Source organism: Paraburkholderia sp. UCT31 (assembly GCF_014397655.1).
Classification (GTDB): Bacteria; Pseudomonadota; Gammaproteobacteria; order Burkholderiales; family Burkholderiaceae; genus Paraburkholderia; species Paraburkholderia tuberum.
In genome coordinates, this window is sequence record NZ_VZQP01000018.1 from 40,313 (window position 1) to 65,632 (window position 25,320).

Genomic DNA, 25,320 nt, shown 5'->3' on the forward strand with positions numbered 1-25,320 from the left:
CTTCACTAGTCGGATAACTCCGTCCATTACGTGTCGTGGTTGCGAGGAAGCGTCCCGTCAACGGCCCATTTTCGATTTAGCGGCGGCAGTTACCTGGACGCGCCGCACCTGCGACAGGGTCACCGCTGCGGCGCGCAGGGGGAGTCCTCAGCGTCAGCCATCACACCCGCCTCGGTTCCTACACTCCCGGCAACTGTACGGCGAGCAAGTCTGCCCGCTCGCCTTCCGAAACTGAGCAGCCGAGGACATCAGTATGAACGCAACATTTTCGTCGCCGCCGCAGCGGTACACGACGGTGCACTACCTCTACCGCGACGCGGCCAACTGGAAGGAATTCACGGATATCCATCTGTGCGGAGCAATCACGCCGGAGCAGAAGGAGCGCATTAAGTCGAAGCTTTCGAGCGGTGAGTACTTCATCCCGGCAGACGTTGGTTTGCCGGAGCTGCAGCGTAAAACACGTCAAGCGCTCGACGAGGAACTCGACCACGTTTATCACGAGCTCGATGTTCGTCACGGGTTCCGTGTTGTCGACGCCCTGGAAGAGGGCGAGGTCGCGGAGATGACGGTCGAGGAACTGGTAGCACGATTCGACGCCATCCCGGGCGCAGAAAGCTGGGACGTTAGCGCCGCAATGGAGCGGCTGGGCATCTGAACCAAGGCAAAAAGAGGAACAGAAACATGGCATTTTCACGGGTCACATTTCTCAGCGGTCAGTACGTGTCCTGCGTCGGAGAAACCGTCTTCGACGCGGCAGCCAACGCCATTCGGGGCGGCGCGTGCGTTTTGCGGTCACTGCAGATTATCAAGGTAGAAGTCGTGAATCACATCGATGAACTCGTCAGCTTTCCGGAGCTTCGCGAGTTTGTTCAGCAGGCTCAAGCGCAGCGAGCCTTCGGAAACAATGCCGTACAACACTGAGGACAAGCTCATGACGAATTACGTTGCCGGCTACAATATGCCGGGTTACATGCCCGATTCGGAACCAGCAGAGTTCGAAACCTTCGACTCCGCTCGTGACAACATCGTTTTCTGGCTCGACGACGCGCTCGAATCGATGGCAACGGGCGAAGAAAAGGACGAAGAAAAAGAAAGCGTGCTGAAGGACGCGATTGAGTATGCGAAGAAGCAGACGGACGCCTTTTCGTTCACGGCAGCAGGGTACTGCTACTGGGTAACCCCCGCGCATTAAACGAGTTATTCAAGCCCACCGGTTCCAACTGGTGGGCTTTTTCATTTCAGAGGACCCGCACCGGGCTGTCCATGCGCGCCGCCGGTCGAACACCTAGTCATTGACCCACGGCCTCGGCGTGCCGCGCGTCAATTGAGCCGCTATCCGCGCCGACGAGAAAGGGTGCCCACGGCCGCGACGCTCAAAGTTGTCCCGTTCGGCCCATGAACGCCATGAATGACGCGCGCACGAACGGTCGCTCAACGTTTGGCGGGTCGCCGGCGCGCAGCTTACGCGCCTGACGCAGTGGGGCGCTCTCGGGCGCTGTAAGGAAGGCGGTCCAGAGCGTTTGCCGTTCATCGTCAATCATCGTTTTCCAGCGTTCATCAAAGCGCTCGGAGAGACTGCGATGGTTCTGGGTTTGCAGTTTTGCAAACTCGGCTTCCTTCGCGGCTTGTTGGCGCCGCTCCTTCAGAAGCGCGAGCTCGGTTTTCTCGCGCGTCGTGAGGAAGTATTTCCCCTCGGTGTCCTCAAGCGCGTTGACGAAAAGGCGAAACCCGTGTTTCACCGCTTTCTGTTTGAGGATGTAGCGGTAAAAGAGGACGTCGCAGATTTCGTCTATGCGTTCAACCTTGAAGCCGCGCGTGAGTTCCGTGATTTGTTTCGGGTTGAGTCCGAATTCTTCACGCAACAGGGCAAAGGTGTCTGGCGACAGACTGGCTTCCTCGCCAATCTTGAGCATGTTCTTCGGATTCGGGCGGATGATGAAATTGAGGGCAACCACCTTCCGCGACTCCGTCTTGTACTTCACCTCCGCGCAGTAGTCCGCCAGCTCCTCCAGCTCCTGGAGGGGGAACTGGATTGCACGCGCGGCCAACCGTTTGAATTCCTGATACTCGCCTGTCACGATACCCATTCGCTCGCGGTAATCCTGCAGGGGTATAAAGCCGGTTTCGCCTCGCCAGACGTTTTCCAGAAGTATTTCGTAAAGCGCATGCGCGTACTTGCTCTTGAACCGCGCATTCATGCGCATGGAGACGTGATAGTACTTTTCGGGCGCTCCGTACAGCTTTTGCAGAACAGGCGGCAACTTATAGTGCAATGTCTTGGTGTCTTCGTCGATGACAACTTCGTGGATGATTTGTGTCGACAGCCACTTCCCGCCCATCGAGACCTGTACCAACGACTGCTGCATTTCTTCCAGCGACTGCTTCAGGTAAGCGTACCCGTTGACCGAATGCTCGACCGACCAGCTCAGATACTCAAGCGAAACCGTGAAAACCTCGTTGGTGCGCATGTTCGGCCGCGCGACGAACAGGAGCGTGTTGTAAAGCTGGCGCTGCAGGAGCTTCAGGGGATTGATGAACCGCATCCGCTCGCTGGTTTTCTTAAGGAGAAGCTCTTCCTTGATGTCGATAATGGAGACCTTGTCCCCGAAGAGGTCCAGACTGCGCTGGTAATGCCGCTGGCCCTCAGACTCGTTGGTCAGGTAAAAGCGAGCGAGGTCATCCGACGCTAGCGTTTCGACCAAAGCGGCCTGGTCCTCCGCTGTGAGCACCTCAGCATCGACGGTGGGAAGGAACCCCGGTATTGCCGGCAGCTCAATAGGCGTCTTGCCGCCAGCCGCTACGTCAGCCGAGGATGCCACAAGTTCCATGGACGCAGATGGCGCCGGGGAGGCCTTGGCGCTTTTTCGCGGCATTTTTCTTGTCCTCTCAGTTATCGTTGCGACGGACTATGCAGCCGAAAGGTCTCACTGTCAAACCGGCTACGTAGTCCTTTCGCCCGTGCTGGAGCGCTCCTGCGCATATAAACGTAGTCCATTGAGCGCCGGTCTCTGCTGGTCGCCAAGGCTAAACCAGCGCAAGCTTCGGCATTCAGCCCGTCAAGCCCTTCACGGACCTACGCATATAAACGTAGTCCCATTCGACGCCGAAAAAATTTTGCCAATGTGGGGGATATGACACATCCCGAGGAGGCCGCTTCCTCGACCCGTAAGTGTCTGGGCCGGTTAACTTTTTAGAGGAAAAGGAGGGATTGTCAGGCGCAGCGATTGGACTCGCCGGTCGCGGGCGAATTTGCACCGAAGGACGTTCGAGGCTCATACAGACGTAGTCCGCTCGTCGCGCGCGGGCGCAATCGGCGGCCTCGACCCCGGGCTACTTCATCGTCTCTTTCGAAACAACATGCAAAATGGTCGGTAACTCGTTGTTTTAACTATATTTACTGTCGAGTCGAACGCGAAGGGACTACGCTTATATGCGGAAATGCAAGCCCCAGCCTGGGCGGATTTCGTTCAATGGACTACAGCTATATGCGCTGCCCCAGCACCCGTCCTTCTGCTTCCGCGTTAAGGTATCGAGCTAACTCGCTGTTTTAATAGGCTTTTCTCTTGGCTCTCTGCGAAAGGACTACGGCTATATGCGAAGCGGTGCGGTTAGTAACCGCTCACTAGCGAGGCTTCGGAGCACCAGCAGCCGTCGCGGCGTAAGGCATCAGCCGGTCGAAACGGTGCCGCACGTGGAGGTATCGAGCTGTTCCGCCTACAACGAAGCGTATTTTGCCACGAATGAGCGACGGCAGATAGAAATTTATACCAAACGTGGCGCCTAATGCACATTTCAGCTGGATACGGGTTCAGTTTCGCGCATATAAACGTAGGCCGTTCGCCGGCCGGCGGTGAGAAGGCCGCGCCCTGCCGCGACGCCGAGCATCCGAGTCTCATATGAACGTAGTCCTTTAAACTTTGCCGGTGACCCCGTCCGACCTCCCCATCGTGGCCAACCCCCACGTTCCGCATATAAACGTAGGCTTTTAGAGGACTGGGCCGCTAGGGGACTGGTGCCGCGAGCTGGCCGCACGTCAAAACCTGCATATAAACGTAGTCCGGTTAAGGGAAGACGACCAGTCGAGGGACGTGAGGAGCGGATTGGTCGCATATAAATGTAGTCCGTTCGAGCAGACCTCCTGGCGTACCGGCAAGGCCTTCGTGCGTTCTCACCGGCGCCGTACAGTATTGGCTGTTTGGCTGCAACGACGCCACACCGCATATAAACGTAGGCCGATAACTGGCTTCACGCTCGAACCGCCTAGTTCGCGGGGCAGGCGTTCGCATATAGCCGTAGTCCTTTCAGTAATATGCTGACGAGCCTCGCTTATCACCGCATAGAAACGTAGTCCGATGTGGTAGGCGGCCATCGAACTTCTCTGCATGCGAGGTAGGCGGGAGGGCCAGCCCACTGGGTGCGGTTTTTTCTTGGCTTTCTTTCTTCGGCAGGAATCGAATCCTTAAGTTAAAGAAATCCAATCTAATCGTTAACGACTGGCAAGTCTCTGATTTGAAAAGGAGAATCCGGACAAGGGACTACGGATATATGCGCGCGGCCAATATAGACGTAGTCGCTGAGCTCATGGACTACGTTCATATTGAGGCACAGGCCTACGCTTATATGCGATACGGCCTACGTCCATATGCAAAGCCTACTCTTATAAGCGTAGTCCTGTCGTGGTCGCCCGACGGTCGCGCAAGAGCAAGGATAGGAAGAGTCGCAGCGGCGCGAAAAAAAAGCGCCCGAGATGGTTGTCAAGGGCGCTTCCGAATCAGTCGTCCAGTCGAGCGTCGCCACCTTCCAGCTCAGCTTTAAAGTATTCGCCCAATGTCTGGCGAATCTGCTGTTTGGCCACCCCACCGGAAAAGTGTATCCCCGCGTAGTCACCATGCTTGACACCAAGAGCGTCCTGAATGCGCAGGCAGCCGGCGTTCAAAGCGGCCTCGGTCGCATCCTCGAGCGCGCCGTTCAGCTTGGCGAGAAACGCGGCCTCGTCGAGCGAGATGCCGTACTGCATCGGGTCGGCGGGGGTCATGCCGTCCGTGTCCAGAAACGGGTCAAAAATGTAAAACCCGTCGTGGTGGAAACCGAAAACGGCGTTGCCGTCGTGGTCCTCAGAAAACTCTAGCTTGAAACTCAGCTTCATGCCGCCCTCTCATTTGTCCTGGTACGTTAAGGTTGCTCCCTCGCAAAGTATAGGGACGAAGGGCTGTCCACCCGGCTTCAGGGAGAGCTTGCGAACGAGCGTTGCCATCGCTAGAAACCCGACTCTACGACGACAACATAGCTGGCGAGGGTGGACCGGTCAGCCTTCTTTAGGGAGGGGCGGTGGCTTGTCGCTAGAAGCCCGAAGGTCTTGCTGCACGCGGGCGCCAGCGGGTGCTGAATCGATATTTCTCTTGCGGGGGCAAGCTCCGCTGGGGCGCGTCACGCCGAAGACGAAGCCTTGGGGAGCCTGTGGGCGGGTGTGGCGCCCTTCCACCAGGGCGGTCCACGACCGATTAAGCGGGGGCAGCAGGCTCGTCCCTTGGCGAGCGGGGATTCTGGCGATAGTGATTGCTTACCAGGGGGTTGTGGGCACGGGTTTCTAGCGAGGGGTTTCTCTTGGATGAGCAGGTCGGGTTTCTAGCGATGGTTTTCGCAGGGTATTCCTGTTGAAAGCGGCACCAATCAAGGCTCTGAGAGCAATTTGGTATTGGAGGCCTCGGGTTTCTAGCGACGGTTCCCGGGATTAAGGAAGATTAAAATCTGATTAAGCACTGTGGGTTCAACCTCTAACTACCTGTTTTGCAAGACAAATAAAGAGCCTCCAAATCGCTAGAGACCCGAGCTTGCCTCGCTAGGAACCCGGGGCATCATCGCTAGAGACCCTAACGGCATCGCTGGAGACCCGATAGGCACCCATCGCTAGGAACCCGACACTTATCCACAGGACAATGTAGGTCCATCGTTGCGATTCATCCTCATCGCTAGAAACCCGGGCGCCGGCGCGACAGAAATCATCGCTAGAAGCCCGAGGGTTGCTGTATTTTCGACAATCGCTGCAAACCCGATACGGCATCGACCGGCCGTGTCATCGCCAGGAACCCGATTCGGCAGGCCGGTCGAAGGACTCATCGGCCTTGGAGCTATCGCTAGAAACCCGAGAGACCGTGACAGGCATTTGGCGAACCATCCTCGGGTTTCTAGCGATGACCCTAGTTCCATCGTAGCGGATATGCCGAATCATCGTTAGAAACCCGATAGTGCCCACTTGATACAAAAAAAGGTCTCCATATACTTGACCGCCATGACGACGCGAATTTCCGCCGTGGAGCGGGCAAAACAGCTCGAAGAGAAAGCACGGGCCAAGGCCAGTGCGGAATTGGCGCCCGCGAACGAGATTGTCGCGCGCGCCGCGCCAACCCAGATTCCCCTGTGGCCCTCGAATGTTCGAGGGATGCCAAACTCTCTGGCGCGTTCGGCCCTGTTCAACGTAAATCGCGCGTCGGCCCCGCGCGAGCAGTACACCAAGAAGGAAATCGCGAGCGTCGACGGGACGACAATCACACTCAAGGGAGAGGAGCTTCGTCAGGATGACGCCGATGTATTCCTCGAAATCCTGCATCTTGCACGTGACACTCAGATTTCGGAGCGGGTCGAGTTCACAGGGTATGCCATGCTCAAGATGTTGGGATGGGATTATTCGGGCAAAGGATACAAGCGGTTGATGAAGACCATCGAACGGCTGCAGGAGAGTACGGTCAACGTGTCCTTCGAGGGAAAAAAGAAGGGCTTTCAGGGCCAGCTGGTCCGCAAGTTTCTGTGGAAGGGTGGCGACGAGACAGAAACCGACGGGAATACCCGCTGGACCGCGTACATCGAGCCGGAAATCGCCCACCTTTTTAGTCACGACGACTACACGCGGCTTTCGCGAGAGCAGCGGCTGCGTCTGAAGTCCGAACTTTCAAAGTGGCTGCACAGCTTTTACCACACCCATGCGGTTCCTTATGCCGTGTCCGTTCGATATATCCATCAGCAATGTGGCTCGAAGGCCAAGTCGTTGGCTCACTTCCGTGTCACCCTAAGACGGTCCTTGAACGAACTCACGAAAGTTGGCTTCCTCGCCGAAGGGTATCTTGATGAAACCGACAAGGTGCAGGTCGTGCGGGCAAAAAGGACCATTCCAGCCTGAGGAAACATCGACCAGACGGTTCGGCCGCGTAATGGGGGCGTGCCTCAAGAGGAGGCCCCACCACTAGTTTTAGACTCACGCCGGCGTACGACCGGGAAAGTCATGTCGGATTCCCATCTCCGCGCGGGCGGCTTACCGCCGCCTTTCCCACTCCAGCGCGGCGGCCAAATGCCCACGCATTGGTAGCGCCCCGATGGTTATACAGGTACCCACTCCTCGCGCGTACCGCAATACCTTGACCGACCCGGCAAATCGACACTGGTGCCAGCCGCCGGGACGCTACTCCCTTACCATGGCGCAGATTCGCGACGAACTTGCCGCGCGCCTGTCTGAGCCACTCGCCGCCGCCGTCAATGGCACCTTCAACCGCCCGGTCCGGCCGGAACGCCTTGAAATGCTACATCGCCTGGTGGGTGAAGGACTAACAACAGGCATTCGCGCAGTCACGCACCCATTCCAACCGTTTGTCAAACCGGACTATAACGCTCGGTATTGGGCAGCGGTCGGCCCCGTAGCGGAGTGGAGCAACGAACACGAGCTTCTATCCTATCGTCTGGCGGCGCGGTATCTGGCGTACTTCGTGAGCCGCAGGCTAGACGTCTGGTATGCGGAAGGCCGAATGCCGAAGGAGGCGCGCCTCACCGCGCGCCGCGCGCTCATCGAGGCAGGAACCCGCGCCCTCGCGGATTATCCGGTGGGTGGATGGGAGCTGACCGTGCGTCTACGACAGCTACCCACAATGTAAAGCGGTCGCACAGGGGTTCTCTCCCCGCCGGCAAAGCGTTGGTTGTAAAGCCTTCACAATTTGGCAGAAGGCTAAATATCCTTTACAATTGCTGAACGCACAAATACCGACCCATTTTCCGCAGGGATTCGGTGCACCTTTACCATCAGGTCCCCCTTCTATGTTTTTTGAGGCTGAAAGAGAGCATTTCTACCGCCCATTGAGCGGTAAGCGGCGTGAGCTGGTGGCAGCCTGCCTGCGACTGCTGTTCGACCGTCTGCACGGACCGGGGGCCGACTACTCATCCGCTTTGACCCGCGACACATTGCGAGACCTTCTGTCGCCAGTCGTGCAGTTATTCGGTGCCGAGTCAGTGCACGAGGCGCTATCGTCCGACGACGACCTGGCGGCGGTGGACCTCGCCGATGAACAGCAGGTCACGGGCGCCATCATCCGGGCGTTGCTGCGCGACGGGTGGGTCGAGACATTTGGAGACCGTGCGGGCCTTGTGACCGCCTACCGCTTCACGCGCGCGGGTAAGCTTCACGCGGACGTACTGTGGCAGTTGGAGCGCCCTCGGGCGCGCACCCGTCAGCGCAGCATGCGCAGCTGCCGCAATTCGCTCGAAGCGGCTTTTCGCAACAACGACGCTTACGACCTGATTGACGCTTACGACCATGCCGAGCGCGTGATTGCCGACCTGAGCGAGGGTGTCGACTATTTTCAGGAGCTGATGCGCCATGTGGTCGCTGAGGCGGCGCGTACGCCCTGGGACCATTTCATCGGCTTCCTCGAGCGTTTTGAGAAAGAATTCAAGAAGCAGCTGACAGCCGACAATGTCGAGCGCCATCGTCAATACATCCGTGAAACGCTAGAGCAATTGCGCTCTCTCGATGAGCACCGGACCGTCGCGCTCGAGCGCCAGCTGAATGACGCCGCACTGTGGGCGAAGGACCAGCGTACGACCGACACCTCACTTGAGTGGATGCTCAAGCGTATTGAGGAGATGGTTGAGGCCGCATGCGAGTCGAAGCTTCCCGACCTCATCAAGTCGATGAACGGGTACATGCGCCGCGCCGCCACATTGGTGCAGCAGGCGTTCAGCCTTCGTGGCGCGCACGACCGTCAAGGCTTTGCAAAGGCAATCAAGCGCATGTCCGAGTTGCCGCAGCAAGGGCAGGACAGCTTGCTCGCAAAAATCGGCGACGCGATGGCATGCGCGGAGGTGCGCCTGATTGACCCGGCGACCTTCCGCCTTCGGAAATCGGCCGAACGCCGCAAAGCCCAAACAGTTACGTCCGCCCCTATCATCAGCCGCGAAGCGCGCCTTGCCGCCGCTATCAAGCGGGCTGAGGACGAAGCGTTTGCCATCTCGAACGAAGAAATTCTGGACTACTTGCGCGGCCAGCTGCGTGCAGCCCAATCACCGCTCAGGCTCTCAGACTTCAAGATTGTGACTGCGCTGGACCTGCTTTATCTGATGCAAGCCATTGACGCTGTGCGCGCGCCAGACCCAACGGGCATCCTGGCGCGCCGCCTTTCTACCAAAGTCTCCAACAACTTCTGGACCGGCTCCGACTACGAGCTGACACTCGAGGAAACATGCTAAGCGCGACCCTGACCGACATCCTGCAGGCAAAGAACATCTCGACCGAGCGTTTCCGGGAAATCACGAACCGCCTCTTCTCCCAGGGCATCGTGGTCCGGGACGAAGATGGCGTGGAGGAAAAGCTGTACGACGACGCGTTGCGCATCGAGGACGCGCTGACCGACTTCTTTCATCTCGCCGGCTTTCGCCTCGTCCACTCGCACGGGCATACCTACTTCCGGCTCTATGCGCCTGGCGCGCAGGTTCCAGGCGAGGTTGAGGATGGGCTTGAAGAAGTGCCAGGTCTGCGGGCGAAATTGTCGGCCGACTTTGTAGCGCTCGCGCTCGCACTCCGGTTTCACTTCAACCAAGGTCTGTGCGAAGGCGGCAGCCGTCTGACGGACACCGGCGAAGTGCTGGTTCGATTCGAAGAACTGGCAACAACGCTGCAAACGCAGCTCAAGCGCCAGCTTCCGGCCACCGTCACCGACAAGCTGAAACTGTTGGCCGAGCTGAAGCGCCACCGCCTCATCACATACGCGGCGAACTTTTCCGTGACGGACGAAGACGCGTACATCGCGATTCGACCGACCATCCTCGGCATCGTCAGCAATGAAGTGCTCGAAGCCGCGCTCGAGGCAGACGACGCCGAACGTGAGGCGGCCGGCGCAGAGGCGGCGGATGCAGTCGAGGGGGATGCTCCCGTAGCCGAGGAAGCCGTCCCTGCAGCGAGCGAAGGCGCCGTGCGAGCGGTCGACGTCGGCGCGGACGCGGCCAATAACGAAGTCGAAAACGAACAGGAGAACGCTGATGAAGCTCGGTAAGCTCATTTTGGTGAACTGGGGCAATTTGCCGTCCCAGGAATACAACGCGGGCAACATGACGATGTTGACCGGCCCCTCGGGCGCTGGCAAGTCGTCCATGCTCGATGCGTTGCAGACGGTCATGAGCGCGGTCTATACACACATTTTCAGCTACAACCCGGGGCAAGAGGAGACGAGTCAGTCGGCGCGTAACGGGAAATCCAAGCGCACGCTGTGGTCATACATCGCTGGGCAGAAGGGCAACTTGTTCGCGCGCCCGGACGGCGCTCATGGCTATATCGCGGCGGTCTTCCGCCCGAGCGAAGGTGAAACCAGCAAGCCGTTCACGGCGCTCGTATCGGCGTCCGCCCTCATCGAGAACCGAGTCGCAGTGCAGGGCAAGCTCGGTTTTATCATCGTCGACGACTGCGAAGTGTCGATGGACGACTTCGCGAGTTTCGGCGCTGATGGCGCAATGACGGCAGTGGCCGTTGGCGAAATCGAAAAGCGCCTGCGGGCCAAATATTGCGCCGTCGTCAATTTCCGCGACTCGAAGCGGGAATACCTTTGCCAGCTGTATGGGCGCTTCCGGGGCGTGAAGTCGGTGAGCTTCAGCGAAGCGGAGGCCGCCGCCAAGGCGTGGGTCGGCTCCATCGTCTATCAGCCCATCGGAAGCGTCGACGCTCTGGTCCGCACGCAGATTCTCGACAATGACCCCGCGCAGCTTTCCGAAGGCATCTCGCAAATCAGCGACCTGATGCGCCAGGTGTCGAACCTACGTCGCGACGGCGAGCGGCTTGAGAAGAATATCGGCCAGCTCGAAACCATCCAGACCCAGGCGAAGAAGGCAGCCGACGCCTTCGAGTCGCTGGCGCAGTTCGAGCTGCTTCTGGCAAAAAAGGCGCTCGTCCTGGACGAGCACCTTGTCGTCAAGCATCGGGCGGAAATCGATAGTCTGAATGGTCAGATTGACGAAGAACAAAGCCGCGTCGAGACGCTCGTCCAAAGCAAAGAGGGGCTGGTCCGCAGTCAGGTTCAGATTCAGGCGGCTCTCAGCGGCATCCCGGCGGCCGACCAGAAAAGTCGCATCGAGCAACGCATGGACGGCGCTGCCGACGATGCGCGCACCGCCATCACTTCGCTGATTGAGGCAATCGTAGCGGCCCAGACGCTCGAAAGCACGGCAAACATGTTCACGGGGATGAAATTCCCGGCCGGCCAGGCAGCGGTGAGCGATGCTCTTGAGACGCTAGCGAGCGCGCTGAAGGCCGCAAACTCGAAGTCGCTCGGTGACCTGAAGGTAGAGCTGCAGCAGTTGCTTCGTTCGGAGGAGCTCGACGTCGAGCGTGCCGTGGAAGTGTCGAAGAGCTTCGCCGGGCTTAACGACAAGTTCAGCGCGCTCCATCGTGCTATCGCCGACACCCAGAACGGCCTGTCAGCGGCGCTGAACCAGCAGGTTGCACTCGTCAATAACCAGATTGAGAACGGCCAGAAGCGAGAGCGCGACCTGGCGGCACGTAAGGCGATGCTGTTTGGCGGCAAGACTGACTACCCGCGCGACACGAGCAATGCCCTGAATCTGCTTCGGGAGGAGTTTCCGACCTCGCGGGTGCAGGTTTTGTGCGACCTGATTGAGCCGGAACCGGGTAGCGAGTGGCAGGCGGCTATCGAAGGTTACATGGGCGGTGCGCGCTTTGGTCTGGTCGTTGAACCGGAGTGGGAGTCGGACGCTATCCGGCTGCTGCGAAAGCACAATGTGCGCGCGAACATCATTCAGGGTTCGCTGTGCTTGCGCAATGCGCGCTCAGACCGCGTGGCCGGCGATTCCATCATCCATGAGCTGCGTACGGACCATCCGATTGCGAAGGCCTACCTCCAGGACCTTTATGGCAACGTACTGAAGGTCGAGGACGAGCAGGAACTCCGCCACACGTCGCGCGGGGTTACCAAAGACGGCAAGGCGTCTGGCGGCCGGTCGATGTACATCGCCGACGCACACACGCTGGTGTTCGGCGTCGACGCGAAGCGCCGCAACCGCGAGGCTGCGGAGCGCCAGCACGCCGAGGCTGAAAAGGACCTCAAGCTGCTGAAGGACTATCACCGCGAATTGGCCGGCGCGCTTGCGCTCGTGGGGCGCGTCACCCTTCCGTCGTTCAGTGGGGACGCGGCGCTTGCGCGCGCGGCGCAGGAAATCGCTGCGACGCGAGAGGACCTCGCACGTCTGGACCTGTCGGAAGTGGCGAAGCTGGAAGAGGACTCGAAGGCCCTTTACAAGTCCATCCGCGACGTCGAAGAGAAGATTCGTGAAGCGGACCAGCGCATTGGAGCCCTCCAAGGCCGCATCGATTCGCTCGAGAAGGCAATCGTGCGGATTCAGGACGGCCTGGCGCAAAAGCAGGGAAGCGCGCAAGCGAAGATGGATGACCTCGAGGCGCTGGTGGCAAAGAATCCAGCCCTGTCGTTGACAAGGTGGCTCGAGCAGGTCGACGCGATGCTGGCGGACGGTGACCTGAGCGTTGACCACGTGCAACGCCTCATGGGCAGCAAGCGCCAGGAAGGCGAGCGCGCTTTCGCGCAGGCGGAGGCGGCTGTCGTCAATTACAACGCTATCGCACGAGGCGAAGAGCGCGTCGCGTTCAACACCGAAGCAACGGTCGGCGACGGCTTCGGCGTGCGCTACAGCGCGATTATTGTCCTGGGCGGCGACGTTCACGCGCAACTGTCGGTTCAACGCGAAATCGGCGCGGTGAAGAACCTTTCTGAATTGCGCCAGGCGGAATCGTCGTTCAAGGACGTCTTCACGAAGCAGTTCTGCTACAAGATTCGGAACGCGGTCGACCTGGGGGTGACGACGCTCCGGTCATTGAATGTCGAACTCGAGAAGCTTAAGTTCGGCCCGGACAAATTCCGCATCGACTGGAACGAATGGGTACCGGAGTTCCGCGAGTATTATGAGTTCTTCGGCGCTGCCTGTGAGATGAGCGAGCAGGAGTCTCATGACCTCTTTGCATCCACCGCGCTGTCGTCGCAGAACGCAAAAGTCCGTGACAAGCTGGTCGAGCTGCTCCTTTCAGAAGACCAGGAAAAAGCGCAATCGGAACTGGCTCGCATCGCCGACTACCGGAATTACCGCCGGTACGAAATCTGGCGTGAGTCCGATGACGGCAATCTGGTCGCCCTCTCGACGTGGGGCACCGGCTCGGGCGGCGAACTGGAGACGCCGGCGTACATTGTGCGTGCCGCCGTGCTGACGAACCGGCTGAAGTACTTCGAGAAGGGTTCGCACCTGAAGCTGCTGGTCAATGACGAATCGTTCGCGAAGACTGACGAAGCTCGAGCTCGCAGCATGATTTTCTTCGTTCGGAACACCCTTGGTATGCAGCTGATTAGCGCGATGCCGACCAAGCACGTCGGCGCGGTCAAACCAGAGTTCAACAAGGAGTGGTCGTTCAGCGCCACGGCGGCGGCGAACAACGGCGAGCTGAATGTCGTCGCGGAAGTGGACGAGCGGGACCTTCGCCCGGACGAGCTGCGCAAGCTGTGGGAGAAGCGCCGAGAGCATGTCCGGGAGCAGGCTGCCCTGACCTTTGAGGCGCAGGCACCGCTCGTCGAGGACTCCCGGGCTGCTTAACGCCGAAACAGGGGCCGGCCACGCCACCGGCCCCTGTTTGCAACTGAAGGCGGCCGAACCCGGAAATTCTGTCCGGCGCCGCCGGTCAGTAGCAGGGGTGCCTGTCAGCACTTCGCGGTGAGCTAATCGCCGGACGCCGCCAACCGGATTGACGGACAGGGGCGCTCAAATAATAGGTTTTCCGGACCTTGTGCGCGGCAGCCGAATGAATTACGCGGGTTGGGCTGGCCGCTGCGAGCGGCCGGTGTCGTCAGGCAGCGGGTCTATGGGGAACTGGCGTACAGGCAAGAACACGTGACAATAGTGTTTGCTCGACGTAGCCGGCTAGCGAGAGCGCGCCGCTTTTTGCTCGAACAGCTGCCGGCGTCACCGACAGCTCGCTTACCGTGCGAACAAGGGCGAAATCCCCAAACTTGAAGCGATAGCAATGTGCCACCGTGTGCCGGATGGTTATCGTCTCACGGGCCGTGTCCGGTTGCGCCGGAGTCGGCAGGGAGAGCCTGCCGTGCGCACATCCTGCCGTTTTTTCCGCTACGCGAAGCGCCGAGAATACAGCCCAGGGGTCGTCGATGAGGCGGGGCAGGCGAGACGTCATTAATTCTCGAACTGGGTCGCCATGGGGTAGCCATGCAGACACTCGATTTTCGTCTGTCAGCAGTAGCGTTCCGTCCGGAAGCGGACGGGTCGCGCCAGTTAGGCGCCGTTTCTCGAACCTGCGGCCCGATGTGCCAACGCCGACCTGGACCGGCGTCACGGAAAAGTGCAGACCGCCATCTTCAGAGCCAAGCGGATGTTCGTAGGCGACGTGCCAGTAATCCGACCAGCGCAGCGCGGCCATCTCTTCGGCGGATGCCAATTCATTGGAACGAACAGGAACGTCTGTCAGCATTTTGTGAAGTCACGCAGGAGGTCAGCAACGGCGCGATTTTATACTGACTTTACAACGCCTGCAAACACTATGTATGAAGACGGTTTGTCCTGCTTTTCAGAAGCGACACGGCACCGCTTTACTTTTCTGTAAAGCCACAGTCGACGTGAGGCGCCGCGTCACGCCGCGATGTCTACGCAAAACCCGAATATTTCGTTGAGCGAGGTCCACCCGTTCATACCGCCTCGATTGTTCCCAATCAGGTAAGAACCCTGCCCGTCGGCGTCCTTGACGATATGCAGATATTGCTGTCCAGCAACCTTGCACAGGACGATGTCGCCTTTTTGCGGAATTCGAATGCCGCGCGGCTCCACTGTGACCAGGGAGCCGGAGCTAATCAAACCCTCCATCGAGCGGCCTCTGGGCCGTATCACGATAGTCTTTCCCAGGCGTAGTTCTTCGATGTATTTGGTGGCCCAGCCCATAGGCTTTCTCGTTAAATTGTTATAAAGCGTCTTATAGCGCAGTGGTTTAGCTCGCAGAGCTGGCAACGGACTTTGGGCCATTGCCCGGTTCCTCTCCTTGGCTCGGGCGCGACAAGCGGGTGCGCGTAACCCAGGGCGAACGCACGTGCTGGCCGGCAAAGCCACTTGACCGTGGACTCGCGCGGCACGTTCAGATGCGCAGAAGAGGCGAAGCCGTTAGAATAGATACTCTCGTTCGCGCTTGCGTCCCAACAGAGTCGGTCAATACGATGTCAACAACTGATACGCCCCAACCCCGGGACCTGCAGGAGCAGTACCTTCACCAGCTGATAGAGCAGGGGAAAGATGCGGCCATTTTCCTCGTCAATGGCATCAGGTTGACGGGGCAAATCAAATCCTTTGACAAGTTCGCGGTCTTGCTCAGTAGCACGAGCGGCGTGCAGCTCGTCTATAAATCGGCAATCAGTACGATTCAAGCCGACACGGGCCGTTCGTCGCGTGAGCGCCCACCCCTGTCCGAGCGCGACAGCGCGGTACGAACCCCGCGCTCAACTATATTGGGCCGGCGCAACGAGTAAAGAGGGGCGAACAGCGCATCGCTAGCGCACCGACAGGTGGCGCTGCTTCGCTCACTGGTCCAGGCGTATCAGCCCCAATGAATTCCGTCCATGAGCGGATTGCTGGGCGGAGCCGCCGGTGCCTCCTGAGGAGCAGTCAGCGGAAACGTCAACAACGTCCCCTTCGGTAGGTGACGCGCGCCGACACCGCGAGCCGCGTCGGCAAGCCACTGGTGACCCCGCACTGAACTCAGCGCTGCGAAAACCTCCTGACGCAGGCTTACGTCAAGCCGCAGTCGAAAGACATGGTCGGTCAGGGCAGCCGCGCCGGCTGTGACGAGCACGACCTTTTTATGGAGGTTTCGCCCGACGCGAGCGATGAGGATGTCACCCGCTTCCGCGACGACAGCGTGCTGTGCAGGCGGTACAGTCAACCGAAGTGCGCGGGGCACCTCAAAGACCTGCGGACACGACGGCAGGTCGGAGAGATGCAACAGCGGAAACGGCAGGAGTGCTCGAAGGTTAGGGGCGAACGTTCCGCGCACCAGCGACGGTTGCAAGGCGCCCAGTGTCCTGCCCGGTACGGTAGGTCGTTGCACGAAGCCATCGAGGTGTTTAACGGCGTCGGCTGGATAGGCGAGTGACGGTGCAGACAACGTGCCATGCGTGTCAAGTACACGGACCGGGTAGGGCCTGGAGGTGGGAACCCATGCACGGATGATGACGATGCTTGCTCGAGCGTCCGTCCCTTCGAACGCGTTACGGGGAAGCTGGATGAGGGATACCACTTCGTGGGTTGCGAGTAATGCGGCGCGCAACGGGAGATATCGCCGACCGGAAATGAGACCTTCCGGCGCAATGAAACCGAGCAAGCCGCCCGGACGAAGTGACCGGAGACACTTCGCAAGAAAGGCAGCGGGCGCTGTACCAAGCTCAGTGGAAAGCCCCGCTTCAGCGAACAGGGCGTCCTCGGCCGGTTCGGCCAGCGGAGTGAACGGGGGATTGCAGACTACAGCGTCAAAGCATCGCTTGGCCATCGGAAGTCGTACCGCGTCGCCATGAATCGCGCGATGTGGGGCACCCGCCCTGCTCAGCGTTGCTAGTCCCTCGGCAGTGTCATCAATGTCCACTGCGGTGACCGCAACGCCGGCCCAGCGGCTCAACACCGCACGCGTGAGCGCGCCGCCCCCGCATCCCAAATCCAGTAAGGTCTGTGGCGCGATGTCGCCCATTTCCCGGGCCAGCAAGTGGCTGACGAATTCCGTCGTGTAATAGCGTCCTAGGCGGTCGGTAGGCAGCTTTGAACGTAGAGGGCGTTGAGCCATGGGCGGCGCGCGATGGGAGCAATCGCCCGTGTAGCGCCGCTGTTTATCGCGCGCGCCCCCCGCACGGTCGGCCGAAAGAAAGGGCGGCGTCCGCGAAGACGCCGCCCTTTAGATTGCATTCACCGCCGCTGACTCACGGCGGCGGCGCCGTACTTTAAAGCCCGAAGAAAGGCCCGGTCTTGCCGCCGGCGGTATGACCTTCCATGCCGATGAACACGCTGCGACCGAAGAACACGGGCATGCCAAAGTCAAAGGTCGAAGCGCCGAGCGTCGAGTACGATGCACCCAGGCCACTGAATGCCGCGTTGCCTGACGCCGCCATTGCATCACCGTTGGCCAGAACGAAGTTGACGGAACCGTTGCTGCCGTCACTCGCCGAGAGCGCGGCCGAGAGCTGCTGGGTCGACGAAGGGCAATACAACGTGGCCATGCCGCTGCTCGACGAGCAGGGTGCAATCGAGGCGTCGTGGAAGAACATCATGTTGCTGCCACTGTCGAAGAAGCTCCCCGACATCGCGGTACCCTTGTAGTTGGCCGTGATGTTTCCGACGACGTCTGTCGGATAAACCTGGGCCGCTCCGAGCGCGTTGTTCGTCCTCGTGGCGACGCCAAAAATGAGCGAGCCAGTCACGGACTTCGCGCCTGTATCGGCGACAGCCGGCATCTGCAGAACTACGCCGTTATTGTCGGACGCAAACAGGTCGACCGGATTGTGCGTCTGCTTATCCTGCGGCATAGTCGTTTCCGAGCAGCTGGTTCCCTGGCAGGCGTAGTAAAGGCCGACGGTAGCGGAAACGCAGGTTGCACCACAGTCGGTTTTCCACAGGCCGACGCCGAGAATACCGTTCGCGCCAAGGTTCGCCTGAGTGTTGTTCTGCGGTCCAAGGCTCGAGCACCCCGAGGGCACGGCTGCGTAGTTCCCGTCTATGACTTGCACCGGCACATTCGATGCACTTGTGCCGCCAAGGGTAATGTCCGCAGTTGCAAGCGGGCCCCACGATACGCCGTCCGCGAATTGCGCGCACTCCGCGTAACCCGTGCCCGAAACGGTTGTCTGGGGAAGCGTCGTGGTACCAAGCGCCGATTTGAGTACGCGCAGACCCGTCGACCCGGTGTCGACCATGATGTGGTCGATGGTCTGGCAGTTGCTGGAACCCGGTGCACAGACCCGCACTGACACGTAAGGAACGTTCGCAGTGCCGAGGCTGCCTTCGACGTTCACGACCGCAACGTTGCTGTTCGGGGAGGTGGAAGTCGACGTGGTGGTAGCGGTGTCGCCGCCGCCGCCACCGCCACCGCCACCGCACGCGGCAACGCTGAGAAGGGCAACTGCGGAAAGAATGCCGAGGATTTTTCTCATCTGTCTCTTTTCCTTATTGCAGGTCAGCCGCCGACACGCCAGCCGGCATCAGGCTTTTCAGATATGCCGCGCCCGTAAAGGCACGCATGTGGCCCGAGGACTGCACGACGAGGTCGCCAGTGTCCGCCGAGCGGAAACCGCGACCATTGTGGGAGCTGGGCGCATTGACGTACTCCGGAAAATACGTGCCGAGCAGGGTCTGCAGGTTCGGCAGAACAGGTCCGCGCCATGTCACCGCGAATACTTTGCCTGAACCGTCGACGTACTCGGTGACAGTCACGTCGTTGGCAAGCTGCGACGTCTGCGTCGTGAACACTGCCGCAGGTACCTGCGAGCGCGGCGCGCTCATCTGCACAGCGGCGGTCGCACGGGTGGTTGACTGTGTGGCGGGTAGCGGAGCCTGACCGAGAGCCGCGTTGGCGGCGGATGCGGCAAGCAGGCACGCAGCCATGATAGCGGGTACGGCCGCGCGCTTGGCAGACAGCCTTACAAGCTGCGCCGATGCGCTCTTTTTTTGAGCAGGGGGTTTCATATCTTGAACCGTTTTAAGGGTGTTGGTCGGGAAATAACGTCAACCGCACTAACACGAAAGGGCCGCCCAAGGCGCTCGAGCCTTCCATGCTTTATCGTTTAGCCACTTGCGGCCGCCGGTACGACGCGGCTTTCTCTCAACCGGCAAGCGTGCTTGACGCCGGAATGCGTTCTGTCAAGGCGCCGATATGTTCATAAGCGCGTTGTGAGGTGTAAAGAGAATGAATTGAGGAAGTGCCTATATGTAAAGGGAGTGCTATGATTCCTACCCCTGAGAAACTAAATTTGACAAAGGAAATATCATGAAAAAGGCTTTGTGGATTATCGCGGTTACGGCTTTGACTGGTGCGCTTTCGGCATGCGGTGGCGGCGGTGGCGGCGGTTCATCGGCAAGCGGCAGCACGCCTCCTGACCCTGTCGTGACCAACCCGAACATCAAGGTCCAAGGCAACTACACCGCGAAGGAAACCGGTGTGTCGACAACGCTCCAAGGCATGACCCTCGCGATTGGTCTCACGCCTGGCGGAAGCGCATTCGGGGCGGACTCCGACTGTAGCGCTTACGTCGGTCAGTCGTCGTATGACGGCAAGACGCTCACGGTGACTGGAACCGCGTATCGTCCGGCCGTCTGCAACGGTACGACAGTTACCGCCTCGCCCACGTGGCCCAGTGGCAAAGCATCCGCGAGTTTCACGATGACCGGGTCGCTGCAGCCTGACGGCACGTTGCAGTTGACGTACGTTGGTCCGCAAGGGACGAAGTCGCTCCTCGCGGTTCTGGATACGGAGTCGACACGGTCGACCACGTTGGCGAACTTGGCTGGTGGTTCGTTCAAGGACAGCCTCGGCAATACCTTTACGGTGGACACCAGTGGCAAGGTGACGGGTGCGATGAAAGACGGCTCGGCAGTCGCCGGGACGTTGGTATCGATGAACGCGGGTGCAGCGAGCCAGTCCACAACGACTGTCGGCGCCCTGAATCAGTTCCAGGCAACGTTGACGGTTAATGGGACCAGCGTGCAGGGGTTGGCTGAACTCACCGACGCGAACGGTAGCTCGAACAATGCACTGTCGGTGATTCTGTACAGCCCGCTGTCGAATTCCACGCTGGTTTCCCAGTTCGTCCGCACGAACTAACGGCGAAGTCGTTTCATTCAAAACCTGGCTCGTGAGCTTAGCTCGCCTGCCAGGTTTTTTCTTTTGTACCCGGTGCGGTGCAGGCGGACGAAAAAAGAAACGGGGGTCCAGAGGACTCCCGTTGCGAATCAAAAGACGTTATCGGTCTAAGTCAGGTGGAAGCAGCGACTGCATGCGGAACGATAACGGCTATTTCCGCCGATTGCGACTTGAGCGCCCTCGGTGACGCGTTGGCCGAGCTCGTCCATCCTCACGTTCATCGTTGCTTTCTTTTCGCCGCACCCACACACGGTCTTCAGTTCCTCCACTGAATCGGCTCGAGCAAGCAACCACGTTGAGCCTTCGAAAGGGTCGCCCAGGAAATCCGTGCGCAAGCCGTAGCAGATTACCGGGATGCTTTGGGTAGCGGCGATTCGGTGAAGGTCGCGTACCTGCTGTGCGGACAGAAATTGAGCTTCGTCTACCAGAAGGCAAGCGATGTCGGCGCACTGTTGGACATCGGCGAGGAAGTCGAAGTGCTCGTTGAACGTCTTCGCGTCGCGCGACGGGCCCAGCCGCGAGGTGATTTTACCCACCCCGTACCGGTCATCCACTTCTGCCGTGTAAAGAGCTACACGGCGTCCCTGCTCCTCGTAGTTGTTCGCCACCTGCAGCAGGTGGATTGATTTGCCCGCGTTCATCGCGGAGAATCGGAAGTAAAGCTTGGCCATATTATTTGGTCCTCAAAAGCGGGTCTGTACGGTATAGCCATAATTGCCCCTGTCGTACGCGGCGGCGCTAAATCGGTAAACTTATCCACAATTTCTGTGGATAAGTCTGTGGGCTCTTGTCCTCGAACGACTAGCGGACCGCTCTCGGTAGTCTGTTGCCCGAAAAATGAGCAGGCTAAGAGGCGTTGCTATAACGGAGACGAGTCAACCAAGGAAAGACAGGAGATTGATGAGATGCGGATTCTATCCAAGTTCCGGGATTACTACGACGGGGGACTGTCTCATGGACACGACGACAGTATCTCGTTCTTCCGCGAGACGGCGCTCTTTTGTGATGGCGCTGAAGGTGCGGACAAACTGCCGGAGTACGCTTCGTTTCTGGCGCACCTGCCCGCGAGCTGGACGGTCTACAGACGAGGGATTGAGGAAGTGGTGCTCCGCCCGTTCATCGTAGCGTTTTGTGGGAAGATGTACCCGGGAATTGAAGGATGGACGCGAGCGGCGAGCGGAGCCTACGGCACGGCTTTCATCTACCGTCCTGACGAACTGAGCGCGTTTATGAAGAACCACGACCTCGCCGGCGCCCAGGCAGACGGCGACGAGAAGCGTTCGAAGACTCAGGGGCTTTTCTTCGCGTTCCTTGACAAAGGCGTGAGCAGCTCGTTGACAGATTTCTTCGTTGGTCGTCGTGAAGCTGTCGTGGTTGCTCACCACTACGGCAGCGGGTCAGCGCAGGCAGTCACCCTGAACGCCCAGCTCAAGTCCTTTGAGTTCTTCCGGGTGCTCGACCCGTTCCAGGCTTTCCAGGAGTTGAGCATGTTTTTCGGGAACATCCTCGCGCCCGAATCTCGACCGATGGTTAGCATCGAAGATAAGTACCGAATTGCCCAGGCGGGATTTGACAAGCGTTCGTTCCGCAAGGCACCGTCGAAGCGGTGAGAGGGACGGGGCACGTTGCCTCGTACAGCGCGCCTCCTTTCCTCCTCGCCCCCTGAAGGACGAGGAAAGGTATCAGGATGAATGTCGCCCACGGCTATCAGCTACCGCTACAACGTTGATTTGTGAAGCCTGCAAGTAGTATGATTGCGGGCTAAACAATTTTGTAAAAGGTCACTATTCAATTCGTGCGGCCGAGGTCGCTATGCGAACTATTGACACTTTTTAAGGGCCGGCTCGAGCCGCGCCGATATGATGCGACGACAATGACATTAAAGCCATTTTTTGCACTCACATTGCTGCTGTTCGCGCTGCACGCGCCTGCGGCGGAAATCGAAAACGAATCGCCACCGCCTCCCGAAGTACAAAGCAAAATTCAGACGGTCCTTGCGCAAGCGACAAACCTTATTGGTATCCGCTACAGTTGGGGCGGCAAAACGGTGGAACACGGGCTGGACTGCAGCGGGCTGGTCCAGTATGTATTCAAGACCGTCGGCCTGACATTGCCTCCGACCGCCGCTCAACAAAGCAAAGTGGGCGTCGCTGTGGCGGAGTCAGACTTGAAGCCCGGGGACCTCGTGTTTTTCAACACCACCCGCAAGGCGATTTCGCACGTTGGCGTGTATCTTGGCAACCGGCTTTTTGTTCACGCTCCGCATACTGGCACAGAGGTTCGAGTCGATAGTCTCGACTCGTCCTATTGGGTGCACACTTACTACGGGGGGCGCCGCGTAGCGGGCGCATTGCAGCCCTCGGTGACACATTGGAGCGCCGGTTCACCCGACGCCATAGCTGCCCGGGTACTCGCGATATTGAACGGTCGCACGAGCGGCGACAGCCCTCAGGCAGAGGCGACAGCGCCGGATGCAGCCGAGGCCATCGCCAACAGCGCATTGCCACAGCCCCAGTAGTCATCGACGGCCGTCTCAGCTTGCGGCATGCCGGCCGCAGACGCGCCCCAATGCCTAGAACCCGCCACTTTGCCGGCGGGTTTTGCTTTTCTGCAGGCCCGCTTGTCCTTCCCGCTCGCTAGACGAATCGGCGCTATTCACGTGACGAGGACAAAATGACCCATGGACTAACGAAAGAGATACTGGAGCGGTTTCTCGACCTGAGCAACCGGTTGTCGTCGGAGAATCTCCATTGCGATGGCGAAATTTCCCGGGCGGAAGCTGAGCGTAAGAGGAAGGCGCTACTGAAGGAGTGGGCCGACCTCGAGAGGGAGGTCGGGCACCGGGTAAGCGAGGACGAAGTGTACGCGGCTCTCTTCGAACGTCGTTGATTTCACCGGAGTTTCTTAGGAAACTCCGGTTTTTCCAAGCTACTGACGCGGTGTAGCCGGCGCTTACGCCCGCTCGATGACAACCTCGAAAGGTGGCAGCGCCTTGAGCATGCGATGCCCGTAGCGGGTGCTTGCGATGCGATGGTCAAACACGGTGATGCGGCCGGAGTCGGTTTCACGCCGCAGCAGGCGGCCTGCCATCTGAATCAACCGAAGCGTGGCATCGGGCAGGGCGCGTTCCATGAAGTACCTGTCACCCAGGCGTTCCGCGATTTCTTCTTCCACTGGGTCGGTCGGGACAGAAAACGGTAGCGCAATGATTCCGACGTGGGTGCAGAGGTCGCCCGGAAGGTCCAGACCTTCCGCCATGGTCTGCAGGCCGCACAGGATGCTGCCTTTGCCTGCCCGAATGCGGCGCTGGTGCACCTCGATTTGACCGCGCAGGTTGTCCTCCCCTTGAAGCGCCACGGTCGAGCCGCCGAAGCGCATTTTCAACACCGGACCGAGCTCATTCATGAGTTTGCGGGAAGGAAAAAGGATGAGCGTTCCCTCATCCTCGCGAATGCTCGCCGGTAGCAGCATGGACAGCTCCTGCACGAATGCCTTTCGCTCAATCGGCTTGGGCGAAGCACGCATCGGGGCAACCGTCAGCCGCGACTGCTCGTAGGGAAACGAGTAGGGCAGGACCAACTCCTCGTGGTGCTCGGGGATGCCACATTTCTTGGCGAAGCGCTTGAACCCGTCAACATCCCGAAGTGTGGCCGAGACCAGCACTGCCGTAGCACGGGCGGCATCCCACAGGAGCGGCTTGAGAACGACCGAGCCTTCCAGAGGACTTGTGTGAAGCGAGACACCCTTGTCAGTGCGGTGCAACCATTTGACAACGTCATCGGGGCCAACGAACGTGGACAACCCGCGTAACGACTCCTTCAGCGCGCGGTTGAGCTTCACTCCGAGCAACAGCGCCTCGCGAGCTGACTTTTTCGCGGACTCCGAGGCGTCATCCGCTTCGAGGACGACCTGAAGCGCGCTGACGGCATTAGTCATATTTCGGTAGAAGGGAAGCAACTCGTCAACCATCGCCTTCACGTAGAAGGCGAGCCGTTCCGGAACACGCCCCCCCGCATAACGCTTTCTCTGCGACTGTTCATCCACCTTCTCAGACTGCAGCGAATTGACGAGCTCGTCGAGTGCGCGCGTGAGCGCCACGCCACCGAAGTCTTCGACACTCAGCTCCTTGCCAGCGAGTGCATCCGGGAGCTCTTTTGCGCTCAGCAGCTCCTTCCGAAAGAACTTCAGCTTCGTTAGATGTACCTGTAGAGCGGTGAGGTAAGCGTTGCTGCTTCCGACTTCTAGTGCCTTGCCCGGCAGGTGATGCGCTTCGTCGAAGACGCTAAGGTAGTTGTCGACCGGGAGATTTGGCTCAACATCTTCGGCGGCCATCATAAGGTCGAGCAGCACCAGGTTGTGATTCGCCACAATGACGCGCGCATGCGGCATTTTTCGTTTCATGTTGTAGAACGCGCAGTTCTGGTACCGGGGGCATTTCATGCCATTGCACGTTTCAACGCTCGCCTTAACGGCGTCAAGCGACACGGGGCGGTATCCCATGTAACTGTCGAAATCGCCGTCCCAGAAGCCCGACTCAAACGAGTCCAGCATCGGGACCACGTCGTCAGCTGAGATACGCACGAAGTCGTCCTCGCGCGCGCTCCCCTCCGATATCTCCGCGATTTCGCCAGCAGCGATAACCTGGTCGGCCCCGCTCGCACAAAAGTAGTTACCGCGCCCCTTCGCGATAACCACGTCCGCCTGCGTGAGGAGGCCGATTTTGAATAGGTTAGGAAGGTCGTTACTGACGACCTGACTCTGAAGCGCTTTCGTGGCGGTGGAGACGATAACGGGCTTCGGCCGCCCGCTGGTCGCAGTCACATCCGCAGCCGCCAAAGAACCGACAAGATATGCGAGCGTTTTGCCTGTTCCGGTCGGAGCCTCGGCGAGCAGCGGCTTGCTCTGAAGAAAACTTAGGGCGATGGCCTTCGATAACTGTGGCTGCGCCTCACGCCGGCGAAAGTCGGGGAGTGAGGCCAGCTTTGCATAGCTATCGTCTATGAACGCGAGCGCGCGGTCTACTGCAGTCGTGTTTTGTTCCACGAAACAACCTTGTTGTGTCGACATATGCAATGTAAAGGCGCCCGAGTCGCAAAGGG

22 protein-coding genes are annotated in these 25,320 nt (G+C 59.3%); 12 read left to right on the forward strand and 10 right to left on the reverse strand.

What is annotated here, in order from left to right:
* The first annotated feature begins 253 nt into the window (after positions 1-253).
* On the forward strand, positions 254-655 hold the full coding sequence (locus tag F6X40_RS16985; protein WP_187628619.1) for a hypothetical protein: 402 nt from the start codon (positions 254-256) through the stop codon (positions 653-655).
* 137 nt (positions 656-792) lie between these two features.
* Here the strand turns inward: F6X40_RS16985 and F6X40_RS16990 are convergent, their stop codons facing one another.
* Positions 793-933 (reverse strand): hypothetical protein, encoded by a 141-nt coding sequence (locus F6X40_RS16990; protein WP_187628620.1) that lies wholly within the window; start codon positions 931-933, stop codon positions 793-795.
* On the opposite strand from F6X40_RS16990, the gene F6X40_RS16995 reads away from it, so the two are divergent.
* On the forward strand, positions 932-1,192 hold the full coding sequence (locus F6X40_RS16995; protein ID WP_187628621.1) for a hypothetical protein: 261 nt from the start codon (positions 932-934) through the stop codon (positions 1,190-1,192). The two genes, F6X40_RS16990 and F6X40_RS16995, sit on opposite strands and share 2 nt — an antisense overlap.
* A gap of 181 nt (positions 1,193-1,373) precedes the next feature.
* On the opposite strand, the gene F6X40_RS17000 is transcribed toward F6X40_RS16995, so the two are convergent.
* Both F6X40_RS17000 and F6X40_RS17005 read right to left on the reverse strand, forming a co-directional pair.
* Entirely contained in the window at positions 1,374-2,873 is a 1,500-nt protein-coding gene (locus F6X40_RS17000; RefSeq protein WP_187628622.1) for a replication initiation protein, read from the reverse strand.
* Positions 2,874-4,771: 1,898 nt separating this feature from the next.
* Entirely contained in the window at positions 4,772-5,146 is a 375-nt protein-coding gene (locus tag F6X40_RS17005; protein WP_187628623.1) for a hypothetical protein, read from the reverse strand.
* 1,143 nt (positions 5,147-6,289) lie between these two features.
* On the opposite strand from F6X40_RS17005, the gene trfA reads away from it, so the two are divergent.
* From trfA to F6X40_RS17030, 5 genes are all read left to right on the forward strand, one after another.
* A complete protein-coding gene (gene trfA, locus F6X40_RS17010) occupies positions 6,290-7,174 on the forward strand; it encodes a plasmid replication initiator TrfA (protein ID WP_187628708.1) in 885 nt (294 codons plus the stop codon).
* A 292-nt stretch (positions 7,175-7,466) separates the two neighbouring features.
* Positions 7,467-7,919 carry a hypothetical protein gene (locus tag F6X40_RS17015; RefSeq protein ID WP_187628624.1) on the forward strand — a complete coding sequence of 151 codons (453 nt, stop codon included), beginning with the start codon at positions 7,467-7,469 and terminating at the stop codon, positions 7,917-7,919.
* 160 nt (positions 7,920-8,079) lie between these two features.
* Positions 8,080-9,507, forward strand: coding sequence for a Wadjet anti-phage system protein JetA family protein (locus tag F6X40_RS17020; protein ID WP_187628625.1), 1,428 nt, complete (start codon positions 8,080-8,082; stop codon positions 9,505-9,507).
* Entirely contained in the window at positions 9,501-10,310 is an 810-nt protein-coding gene (locus F6X40_RS17025; RefSeq protein WP_187628626.1) for a DUF4194 domain-containing protein, read from the forward strand. Before F6X40_RS17020 ends, F6X40_RS17025 begins: the two co-directional genes overlap by 7 nt.
* Complete coding sequence (locus F6X40_RS17030; protein WP_187628627.1) at positions 10,297-13,920, forward strand: SbcC/MukB-like Walker B domain-containing protein; 3,624 nt, start codon at positions 10,297-10,299, stop codon at positions 13,918-13,920. The genes F6X40_RS17025 and F6X40_RS17030 overlap by 14 nt, the downstream gene beginning before the upstream one ends.
* A 250-nt stretch (positions 13,921-14,170) precedes the next feature.
* Here the strand turns inward: F6X40_RS17030 and F6X40_RS17035 are convergent, their stop codons facing one another.
* Positions 14,171-14,809 carry a hypothetical protein gene (locus F6X40_RS17035; protein ID WP_187628628.1) on the reverse strand — a complete coding sequence of 213 codons (639 nt, stop codon included), beginning with the start codon at positions 14,807-14,809 and terminating at the stop codon, positions 14,171-14,173.
* Positions 14,810-14,967: 158 nt separating this feature from the next.
* On the reverse strand, positions 14,968-15,273 hold the full coding sequence (locus F6X40_RS17040; protein WP_187628629.1) for a S24/S26 family peptidase: 306 nt from the start codon (positions 15,271-15,273) through the stop codon (positions 14,968-14,970).
* A gap of 269 nt (positions 15,274-15,542) precedes the next feature.
* Here F6X40_RS17040 and hfq point away from each other — a divergent pair, with 269 nt between their 5' ends.
* The gene (hfq, locus tag F6X40_RS17045; RefSeq protein ID WP_187628630.1) at positions 15,543-15,851 is read left to right on the forward strand and encodes an RNA chaperone Hfq; all 309 of its coding nucleotides are present in this window, start codon (positions 15,543-15,545) and stop codon (positions 15,849-15,851) included.
* 68 nt (positions 15,852-15,919) lie between these two features.
* On the opposite strand, the gene F6X40_RS17050 is transcribed toward hfq, so the two are convergent.
* The 3 genes from F6X40_RS17050 to F6X40_RS17060 form a co-directional block, all read right to left on the reverse strand.
* Positions 15,920-17,155, reverse strand: a complete 1,236-nt coding sequence (locus tag F6X40_RS17050; RefSeq protein WP_187628631.1) for a class I SAM-dependent methyltransferase — start codon at positions 17,153-17,155, stop codon at positions 15,920-15,922.
* A 154-nt stretch (positions 17,156-17,309) separates the two neighbouring features.
* Complete coding sequence (locus tag F6X40_RS17055) at positions 17,310-18,515, reverse strand: DUF3443 domain-containing protein (RefSeq protein ID WP_187628632.1); 1,206 nt, start codon at positions 18,513-18,515, stop codon at positions 17,310-17,312.
* Positions 18,516-18,528: 13 nt separating this feature from the next.
* Entirely contained in the window at positions 18,529-19,047 is a 519-nt protein-coding gene (locus F6X40_RS17060; RefSeq protein WP_187628633.1) for a DUF2844 domain-containing protein, read from the reverse strand.
* Positions 19,048-19,348: 301 nt separating this feature from the next.
* Here F6X40_RS17060 and F6X40_RS17065 point away from each other — a divergent pair, with 301 nt between their 5' ends.
* Complete coding sequence (locus F6X40_RS17065) at positions 19,349-20,182, forward strand: hypothetical protein (RefSeq protein ID WP_187628634.1); 834 nt, start codon at positions 19,349-19,351, stop codon at positions 20,180-20,182.
* A 146-nt stretch (positions 20,183-20,328) separates the two neighbouring features.
* Here the strand turns inward: F6X40_RS17065 and F6X40_RS17070 are convergent, their stop codons facing one another.
* Complete coding sequence (locus F6X40_RS17070) at positions 20,329-20,892, reverse strand: thymidine kinase (RefSeq protein WP_187628635.1); 564 nt, start codon at positions 20,890-20,892, stop codon at positions 20,329-20,331.
* 234 nt (positions 20,893-21,126) lie between these two features.
* Here F6X40_RS17070 and F6X40_RS17075 point away from each other — a divergent pair, with 234 nt between their 5' ends.
* From F6X40_RS17075 to F6X40_RS17085, 3 genes are all read left to right on the forward strand, one after another.
* Positions 21,127-21,831 carry a hypothetical protein gene (locus F6X40_RS17075; RefSeq protein WP_187628636.1) on the forward strand — a complete coding sequence of 235 codons (705 nt, stop codon included), beginning with the start codon at positions 21,127-21,129 and terminating at the stop codon, positions 21,829-21,831.
* A gap of 263 nt (positions 21,832-22,094) precedes the next feature.
* Entirely contained in the window at positions 22,095-22,739 is a 645-nt protein-coding gene (locus tag F6X40_RS17080; protein ID WP_187628637.1) for a C40 family peptidase, read from the forward strand.
* Between the two features lie 155 nt (positions 22,740-22,894).
* The gene (locus F6X40_RS17085; RefSeq protein WP_187628638.1) at positions 22,895-23,110 is read left to right on the forward strand and encodes a hypothetical protein; all 216 of its coding nucleotides are present in this window, start codon (positions 22,895-22,897) and stop codon (positions 23,108-23,110) included.
* A gap of 63 nt (positions 23,111-23,173) precedes the next feature.
* Here F6X40_RS17085 and F6X40_RS17090 read toward each other — a convergent pair whose 3' ends face one another.
* Entirely contained in the window at positions 23,174-25,288 is a 2,115-nt protein-coding gene (locus F6X40_RS17090; protein ID WP_187628639.1) for a helicase C-terminal domain-containing protein, read from the reverse strand.
* Positions 25,289-25,320 lie beyond the last annotated feature (32 nt).

Bases quoted from the DNA above. Each gene is read 5' to 3' on its own strand.
- F6X40_RS17070 (WP_187628635.1), bottom strand. From the start codon at position 20,892: ATGGCCAAGCTTTACTTCCGATTCTCCGCGATGAACGCGGGCAAATCA.
- F6X40_RS17035 (WP_187628628.1), bottom strand. From the start codon at position 14,809: ATGCTGACAGACGTTCCTGTTCGTTCCAATGAATTGGCATCCGCCGAA.
- F6X40_RS17075 (WP_187628636.1), top strand. From the start codon at position 21,127: ATGCGGATTCTATCCAAGTTCCGGGATTACTACGACGGGGGACTGTCT.
- F6X40_RS16990 (WP_187628620.1), bottom strand. From the start codon at position 933: ATGAGCTTGTCCTCAGTGTTGTACGGCATTGTTTCCGAAGGCTCGCTG.
- F6X40_RS17065 (WP_187628634.1), top strand. From the start codon at position 19,349: ATGAAAAAGGCTTTGTGGATTATCGCGGTTACGGCTTTGACTGGTGCG.
- F6X40_RS17055 (WP_187628632.1), bottom strand. From the start codon at position 18,515: ATGAGAAAAATCCTCGGCATTCTTTCCGCAGTTGCCCTTCTCAGCGTT.
- F6X40_RS17020 (WP_187628625.1), top strand. From the start codon at position 8,080: ATGTTTTTTGAGGCTGAAAGAGAGCATTTCTACCGCCCATTGAGCGGT.
- F6X40_RS17000 (WP_187628622.1), bottom strand. From the start codon at position 2,873: ATGCCGCGAAAAAGCGCCAAGGCCTCCCCGGCGCCATCTGCGTCCATG.
- F6X40_RS17090 (WP_187628639.1), bottom strand. From the start codon at position 25,288: ATGTCGACACAACAAGGTTGTTTCGTGGAACAAAACACGACTGCAGTA.
- F6X40_RS17085 (WP_187628638.1), top strand. From the start codon at position 22,895: ATGACCCATGGACTAACGAAAGAGATACTGGAGCGGTTTCTCGACCTG.
- F6X40_RS17050 (WP_187628631.1), bottom strand. From the start codon at position 17,155: ATGGCTCAACGCCCTCTACGTTCAAAGCTGCCTACCGACCGCCTAGGA.
- F6X40_RS17040 (WP_187628629.1), bottom strand. From the start codon at position 15,273: ATGGGCTGGGCCACCAAATACATCGAAGAACTACGCCTGGGAAAGACT.
- F6X40_RS17030 (WP_187628627.1), top strand. From the start codon at position 10,297: ATGAAGCTCGGTAAGCTCATTTTGGTGAACTGGGGCAATTTGCCGTCC.
- trfA (WP_187628708.1), top strand. From the start codon at position 6,290: ATGACGACGCGAATTTCCGCCGTGGAGCGGGCAAAACAGCTCGAAGAG.
- F6X40_RS17080 (WP_187628637.1), top strand. From the start codon at position 22,095: ATGACATTAAAGCCATTTTTTGCACTCACATTGCTGCTGTTCGCGCTG.
- hfq (WP_187628630.1), top strand. From the start codon at position 15,543: ATGTCAACAACTGATACGCCCCAACCCCGGGACCTGCAGGAGCAGTAC.
- F6X40_RS17005 (WP_187628623.1), bottom strand. From the start codon at position 5,146: ATGAAGCTGAGTTTCAAGCTAGAGTTTTCTGAGGACCACGACGGCAAC.
- F6X40_RS17015 (WP_187628624.1), top strand. From the start codon at position 7,467: ATGGCGCAGATTCGCGACGAACTTGCCGCGCGCCTGTCTGAGCCACTC.
- F6X40_RS17060 (WP_187628633.1), bottom strand. From the start codon at position 19,047: ATGAAACCCCCTGCTCAAAAAAAGAGCGCATCGGCGCAGCTTGTAAGG.
- F6X40_RS16995 (WP_187628621.1), top strand. From the start codon at position 932: ATGACGAATTACGTTGCCGGCTACAATATGCCGGGTTACATGCCCGAT.
- F6X40_RS16985 (WP_187628619.1), top strand. From the start codon at position 254: ATGAACGCAACATTTTCGTCGCCGCCGCAGCGGTACACGACGGTGCAC.
- F6X40_RS17025 (WP_187628626.1), top strand. From the start codon at position 9,501: ATGCTAAGCGCGACCCTGACCGACATCCTGCAGGCAAAGAACATCTCG.